The sequence below is a fragment of the Actinoplanes sp. G11-F43 genome (genome assembly GCF_050589265.1).
GTDB lineage: Bacteria > Actinomycetota > Actinomycetes > Mycobacteriales > Micromonosporaceae > Actinoplanes.
The window spans coordinates 47,835-55,007 of the sequence record NZ_JBNZCE010000057.1 but is presented as its reverse complement, the minus strand read 5'-3'; the positions used below and the strand labels follow the sequence as shown (position 1 = coordinate 55,007).

The window sequence follows — 7,173 nt, the reverse complement described above, 5'->3', positions numbered from 1 at the left end:
CCGGTCGGTCAGGTCGTGCCGCCTCGTCACCGCTACGCTGGACACGAGGTCTCCGGTATGAAGTTCTTGCTTGGTCGCAGAACCAGATACCGGAGACCTCTTCAGTTATCGATCACCGCCACGCGTGACATCGATCAACCTCACCGAGTTCTAAAACACGCCTTAGTCGATCGGGCCCATGATGCCGCCGCCGATACCCTTGCGTCTCGCCCACGTGCCGAACCGTGCGAACGCCCACAGCATCAGCCCGAAGACGACCGCGAAGACCACGAACCCCGTCATGGCTCGACGACAGTGGCCGGAACGACCGTCCCGGTGACGGCGAACTGCGTCCGGTACAGGTCGGCGTACAGCCCGCCCGCCGCGACCAGCTCCTCGTGCCGGCCGCGTTCGACGATGCGGCCCTGGTCGAGCACCAGGATCTGGTCGGCCTCCCGGACGGTGGACAGCCGGTGCGCGATGACCAGCGCGGTCCGCCCGCGCAGCGCCTCGGTCAGGGCCCGCTGCACGGCCGCCTCGGACTCGCTGTCGAGATGGGCGGTGGCCTCGTCGAGGATCACCACGGACGGCTGTTTGAGCAGCAGCCGGGCGATGGCGAGACGTTGTTTCTCACCGCCGGAGAACCGGTAGCCACGCTCCCCCACCACCGTCTCCAGGCCGTCGGGCAGTGCGCGCACCAGGGCGGCGATCCGGGCTCCGGTCAGCGCCTGCCACATCTGTTCCTCGGTGGCGTCTGGTCTCGCGTACCGCAGATTCTCGGAAATGGTGTCGTGGAACAGGTGCGAGTCCTGCGTGACGACGCCCACGGTGTCCCGCAAAGAGTCCACAGTGGCGTCCCGGACGTCGATCCCGCCGACGAGGACCGCACCGCCGGACACGTCGTAGACCCGGGAGAGCAGCATCGACAGTGTCGTCTTGCCGGCTCCGGACGGGCCGACCAGCGCCACCATCGTCCCCGGCTCGACGGTGAAGTCGATGCCGGACAGGACCTCCGGGTTCTCCGTCCGGTCGAGGGTGGTCACGTCCTCCAGGGTGGCGAGCGACACCTGGTCGGCGCTGGGGTAGCGGAACCGCACGTCACGGAACTCGATCCGGCCCGTACCGGCGGGAATGGGGGTCGCCTCGTCCTTCTCGGTGATGCCCGGGCGCAGGTCGAGCACCTCGAAGACCCGGTCGAAGGAGACCAGCGCGCTCATCACGTCGACCCGGACGTTGCTGAGCGCGGTGAGCGGGCCGTAGAGGCGGGTCAGCAGCAGGGCCAGGGTGACGACGGTGCCGGCCGAGACGTCGCCGGTGACCGCCAGCCAGCCGCCGAGCCCGTAGGTCAGGGCCTGGGCCAGGGACGCCACCAGCAGCATCGCCACGAAGAAGGTGCGCGAATACATCGCCTGCTGGACGCCGATGTCGCGGACCCGGGACGCCCGCTCGCCGAACCGCTCGGCCTCGGCCTCCGGGCGGCCGAACAGTTTGACCAGCAGCGCCCCGGCGACGTTGAAGCGCTCGGTCATCGTCGCGTTCATCTTGGCGTCCAGGTCGTACGACTCGCGGGTGATCTCGGCGAGCCGCCGCCCCACCCGCCGGGCGGGCACGATGAACACCGGCAGCAGCACCAGTGACAGCGCGGTGATCTGCCAGGACAGGGTGAGCATCACACCGGCGGTGAGCACCAGCTGGATGACGTTGCTGAGCACGCCGGACAGGGTCGAGGTGAACGCGCGCTGGGCGCCGACCACGTCGTTGTTGAGCCGGCTCACCAGGGCGCCGGTCTGGGTGCGCGCGAAGAACTGCAACGGCATGCGCTGCACGTGACCGAAGACACGGGTCCGCAGATCGAGGATGATGCCCTCGCCGATGCGGGCCGAATACCACCGCTGGGCGAGTGACAGCAGCGCGTCGGCCACCGCGAGACCCGCGATGATCAGAGCGAGGCGTACGACGGTGCCCGCCGCCTCCGCCCCGCCGCCGGTGATCGTGTTGATCACCTGACCGGCGAGCAGCGGGGTGGCCACTCCGATGCCGGCCGCGAGGACCACGGTCAGCAGGAAGACACCGACATCACGACGGTACGGCACCGCGAAGCGCGCGATCCGACGCGTGGTGCCGGGCCGCACCCGGTGCCGGTTGACCCGATCCGCGTTCTGGATCGAGCGCAGCACAGTCCAGCTGGTCGACATGTTCACCTCCCGGGTGCCGCTCGACGACGCAGAACGAATTCTGCCTCGTGGGTACGACAATCCCGGGAGGCGATCTACTCCCCGGAACCCAGCAGCTCGCTGAGCCGTCGTGTCTGGGCCTCGCGCTCGGCCCGGTCCTGCTCGGCGTACGACCGCTGGGGCGCACCCGCGAGCAGGGCCTTGATCTCGGCGACCGCGCCCCGGTCCGCCGCCAGCACCGCAGCGGTCAGGTCGGCCACCGCACCGTCGAGTTCGGTCCGGGGCACCACGGCCGTAGCCAGGCCGATCCGGTCCGCCTCTCCGGCGTCGATCCGCCGCCCGGTGACGCAGATCTCCAGTGCACGGGACGGCCCGACCAGTTCGGTGAGCCGTTTCGTGCCGCCCAGGTCGGGCACCAGTCCGAGGGTGACCTCGGCCATGGAGAACTTCGCGTCATCGGCGAGGACCCGCATGTCGCAGTTCAGCGCGAGCTGGAAGCCGGCGCCGATCGCGTGTCCTTGCACTGCGGCAACTGTCACAAAGGACGGACTCCGCAACCACGTGAACGCGGTCTGGAACCCGGCAATCCGATCGGCACAGTCAGCCGCGGACAACTGTGCCAGCCGGGACAGCGAAGAATCGCCGTCGCCCTTCGCCGCCGACAGATCCAGGCCGGCGGAAAACGCGCGTCCCTCCGCCCGGACAATGACGACCCGGACGTCCCCCGGCAATTTCCGGGAAATGTTGCCCAGCTCCGTCCACATCGCTGGGGTCTGGGCATTGAGAACGTCGGGCCGGCACAACGTCACCGTCGCTACCGGCCCGTCCTGTTCGTAGCGAACGCCTACCTCGTCGGTCCTGCCCGGCCCGGCGTTGCCGGCCGTCACGCCTTCTTGCGGCGGCGTGCGCCGCCACGCTGGCGCAACTGCACGCCCGACTCGGTGAGCACGCGGTGCACGAATCCGTAGGAACGCCCGGTGGAGGCGGCGAGGGCGCGGATGCTCTCGCCGGAGGTGTAACGCTTCACCAGGTCCTTGGCGAGCGACTGTCGCTCGCTACCGACGATTCGACGACCCTTCTCAGTACTGGTAGCTGTGCCAGTGGCTGCCATCTTGAATCCTCACGTCGCAGACAGTGCGGTCAGATACGGTCCCACCTATTACACCGTCTCGAACGATCATGCGCCAGGTATCCAGCCCCCGTGAACGTGCCCATTTATTACTGTCAGGAACTTGACGGTTACCACAGGCATCAATGTCAGACAGTTTGCCGGCAGCCACTCCGCACGCATTTCCGAGCCGGCGGGCCACTCCCCAAGACCATCGATCACCTGCGAAAACACTCGATCGAGGGGAGGCCCTCGATCGCTCCGGAGAGTGCTGTGATCGCTCCGGGGCGTGACACTCGACCTTGCAGACTACCGCCGGCCGAGTGCCCGACCTGTTGGGAAACGCCCGAACATCGCACTGTCTGTGTGGGCACCAGTTGACAACTGAGAATCGACGATGCCCGCCCCTCCCCGCCCCTACCGGCTGTCAGGCCAGCTCGACGAGCTCCAACAGGTCGTCGCTCCACGCGTCCTCGTCGCCGTCCGGCAGCAGGATCGCGCGATCCGGCTTCAGCGCCTGCACACAACCGGCGTCGTGGGTGACCAGCACGATCGCGCCCGGATAGTTGGCGATGGCGTCCAGCACCTGCTCCCGGCTGACCGGGTCGAGGTTGTTCGTCGGCTCGTCCAGCAGCAGCACGTTCGCGCCCGAGCAGACCAGAGTGGCCAGGGCCAGACGGGTCTTCTCACCACCGGACAGCACACCGGCCGGCTTGTCCACGTCGTCGCCGGAGAAGAGGAACGCGCCCAGGATCTTCCGCAGCTCCGTGTCGGTCTGCTCGGAACCCGCGCTGCGCATGTGCTCCAGGATCGTCCGGTCCACATCCAGGGTCTCGTGCTCCTGGGCGTAGTAACCCAGGCGCAGCCCGTGCCCCGCCCGCACCTCACCGGTGTCCGGTTCGAGCAGGCCGCCGAGCATCCGCAGCAGAGTCGTCTTACCGGCGCCGTTGAGACCGAGGATGGCCACCCGGGAACCACGGTCCACCGCGACACTGACATCGGTGAAGATCTCCAGCGACCCGTACGACTTGGAGAGCCCGGACGCGGTCAACGGGGTCTTGCCGCACGGGGCGGGACTCGGGAACCGGACCTTCGCCACCTTGTCCGAGGTGCGGACCTCCTCCAGGCCACCGAGCAGCTTCTCGGCCCGGCGCGCCATGTTCTGCGCGGCGACCGTCTTGGTGGCCTTCGCCCGCATCTTGTCGGCCTGCGCCATCAGCGCGCCGGCCTTCTTCTCCGCGTTGGCCCGCTCCCGGCGGCGCCGCCGCTCGTCGGTCTCCCGGGCCTCCAGGTACGTCTTCCAGCCCATGTTGTACATGTCGACGACCGAACGGTTCGCGTCCAGATACCAGACCTTGTTGACCGCGGCGTCCAGCAGCTCGACATCGTGGCTGATCACGATCAGGCCGCCCTTGTGCTGCGCCATGTAGCCGCGCAGCCAGGCGATCGAGTCCTGGTCCAGGTGGTTGGTCGGCTCGTCCAGCAGCAGGATGCCCTTGCCGTTCTGCCCGGAGTTGGCGAACAGGATGCGGGCCAGCTCGATCCGGCGGCGCTGACCACCGGAGAGGGTGCCGATCGTCTGTGCCAGGGCACGCTCGGGCAGACCCAGGTTCGCGCAGATCCGGGCGGCCTCGGCCTCGGCGCCGTAGCCGCCCAGGGCGGAGAACTGGTCCTCCAGCTGCCCGTAGCGCCGGACCAGCTTCTCCTCCGAGCTCTCCTCGAGCTGCACCTCGAGCTTCTGCATCTCGACGAGGATGGTGTCCAGCCCGCGGGCGGACAGCACCCGGTCGCGGCCGGTCACGTTCAGGTCGCCGGTCCGCGGGTCCTGCGGCAGGTAGCCGATCTCGCTGGTCCGCTCGACCTGACCCGCGTACGGGATGCCCTCGCCGGCGAGGACCTTCAGCGTGGTGGTCTTGCCCGCGCCGTTACGGCCGACCAGGCCGATCCGGTCGCCGGGCTGCACCCGCAGCGTGGTCGGGGAGATGAGGATGCGCGCGCCGGCGCGGAGTTCCAGTCCGGTGGCGGTGATCATGTGAATTCTCGCTCTCGGTGATTCGGCTGACTCAGGGCGCAGAAAAGCGCCGGCCGCCGGATCTGTCGATCGATCGGGGGCGGTCGGCGCGGGGCAGGTCAGCCTTCGCAGAGCAGCACGCCGCCATACTACCGGGCACCCGTGCCGGGCTCCCACTCGATTAGTTCGCAAGATCATCGGGTACTCGCCCGGCAACCCGTGGTGAAGGTGGAACGAAGATGGAACTCAACGAACGCGCTGACATCGACACCAGTCAGATCGAGGACGGCCGGGGCTCCGGCGGTGGCGGCGGCATCGGCGGTCTCCCGATCGGTGGCGGCGGCCTGGCCGGCATCGTGGTGACCCTGATCGTCGCCCTGGTCGGCGGCTACTTCGGGATCAGCGGCCTGAGCGGTCCCGGTGGGGAATCGACCGGGCAGCCCCTCACCCAGTGCAGCGACGACGCGCAGAAACTCCAGGTGCTGGAGTGCCGCAACGGCCTCTATGTGACATCGATCCAGAACTACTGGGCGAAGCAGTTCCCCGAGTCGTTCGGCGAGCAGTACCAGCCCGCCCGGACACACCTCTTCTCCGGCAACGTCCGCACCGCCTGCGGTGCCGCGGACTCCGGGGTCGGCCCGTTCTACTGCCCCGCCGACAGCAAGGTGTACATCGACCTGACCTTCTACCAGGTGCTCGCGAAACAGCTCGGCGCCCCGGGCGAGTTCGCTCAGCCGTACGTGCTCGCCCACGAGTACGGCCACCACGTCCAGAACGTGCTCGGCACCGAGGCCGAGATGCGCCGCCGTCAGGAACGCGACCCGGGCTCGGCCAACCAGGAGTCGGTCAAGCTGGAGTTGCAGGCCGACTGTTACGCCGGCGCGTGGGCCCACTCCGCGGCGAACACCACCGACAAGGACGGCGACAAGATCTTCACCAGTCTCACCGACGCCGACATCCAGGAGGGCATCCAGACGGCCGGCCAGATCGGCGACGACGCGCTCCAGGGCCGCGGCGGCGGTGAGGTCAACCCCGAGCAGTTCACCCACGGCACGTCCGAACAGCGCCAGAAGTGGTTCCGCGTCGGCTGGGAGTCCGGAGACCCCACCCGGTGCGACACCTTCAAAGCCGGCGCCGTCAGCTGACGTCGTCTCCCGGCCGGTGCCCCACGGCGCCGGCCGGCTCGTGGATCAGGATCGGCACCGCGCGGGCCGCCGCCACCGCCGACACCAGAACCGCGTGCCGGGGCTCGGGCACCTCCAGCATCCGGTCGGCGCGCAACGCCGCCACCACCCGCAACTGAGGCGCCGCCAGAATCGCGTCCACCGCGGTCCGGTCACCACCGGTCACCAGCGCCGTCAACGACCCGGCCTCGGGCACCAGGATGCGCCCCACGATCCCGGCCCCGTCGGACGCCGCCGCCTTGGCCTGGTTGTCCCGCCGCCGCGCGAACCGTTGCTGCGACCAGCCACCCGCGGCCGTCCGCCCCTGCACATAGTGCGTGTCCACCTTGGACGCGACGAGCTTCTCCCCGTCGGCGATCCCGACCGCGACCGCGCCCTTGCGCGCCAGCAGCAGCCCCAGCCTCCGCGGCGCCCGGGCCTCATCGATCAGCTCGCTCACGGTGGGTGCCGATCGAGCCCCCGGCGGCGGATGCAGCTCGGCCGTGGCACCGTCCGAGGCGATCAGGATCAGGCCCTCCTCCCGGAACGTCCCATGCCGCCTCCCGAAATTATCCAGCCATCGCGGCAGTCGCTCCGGCGCGATGTCCACCCATTTGCCACCGCCGGCGGCCGCTCGCTCAACCACCCCCACACCCTACGGCCCGCCGAACCGCCGCCGGCCGTTGTCCACAGGCCCCGGCTGCCTCTTTCCGTCATCCACAGGCGCACGGATTCCAC

6 protein-coding genes are annotated in these 7,173 nt (G+C 69.1%); 1 reads left to right on the top strand and 5 read right to left on the bottom strand.

The annotated features are described in order from the left end of the window. Nucleotides 1-278 precede the first annotated feature (278 nt). From ACQ0O7_RS42300 to ACQ0O7_RS42285, 4 genes are all read right to left on the bottom strand, one after another. Nucleotides 279-2,174: an ABC transporter ATP-binding protein gene (locus ACQ0O7_RS42300; RefSeq protein WP_430791562.1), complete on the bottom strand. Its 1,896-nt coding sequence runs from the start codon at nucleotides 2,172-2,174 to the stop codon at nucleotides 279-281. 74 nt (nucleotides 2,175-2,248) lie between these two features. Next, nucleotides 2,249-3,040 (bottom strand): enoyl-CoA hydratase/isomerase family protein, encoded by a 792-nt coding sequence (locus ACQ0O7_RS42295; RefSeq protein ID WP_430791561.1) that lies wholly within the window; start codon nucleotides 3,038-3,040, stop codon nucleotides 2,249-2,251. After that, complete coding sequence (locus ACQ0O7_RS42290; protein WP_014441759.1) at nucleotides 3,037-3,264, bottom strand: helix-turn-helix domain-containing protein; 228 nt, start codon at nucleotides 3,262-3,264, stop codon at nucleotides 3,037-3,039. Before ACQ0O7_RS42290 ends, ACQ0O7_RS42295 begins: the two co-directional genes overlap by 4 nt. A gap of 424 nt (nucleotides 3,265-3,688) precedes the next feature. After that, nucleotides 3,689-5,293, bottom strand: coding sequence for an ABC-F family ATP-binding cassette domain-containing protein (locus ACQ0O7_RS42285; RefSeq protein ID WP_430791560.1), 1,605 nt, complete (start codon nucleotides 5,291-5,293; stop codon nucleotides 3,689-3,691). A 218-nt stretch (nucleotides 5,294-5,511) separates the two neighbouring features. Here ACQ0O7_RS42285 and ypfJ point away from each other — a divergent pair, with 218 nt between their 5' ends. Then, complete coding sequence (gene ypfJ, locus ACQ0O7_RS42280) at nucleotides 5,512-6,417, top strand: KPN_02809 family neutral zinc metallopeptidase (RefSeq protein ID WP_430791559.1); 906 nt, start codon at nucleotides 5,512-5,514, stop codon at nucleotides 6,415-6,417. Here the strand turns inward: ypfJ and ACQ0O7_RS42275 are convergent. Continuing rightward, a complete protein-coding gene (locus ACQ0O7_RS42275; RefSeq protein ID WP_430791558.1) occupies nucleotides 6,410-7,081 on the bottom strand; it encodes an acVLRF1 family peptidyl-tRNA hydrolase in 672 nt (223 codons plus the stop codon). The two genes, ypfJ and ACQ0O7_RS42275, sit on opposite strands and share 8 nt — an antisense overlap. Nucleotides 7,082-7,173 lie beyond the last annotated feature (92 nt).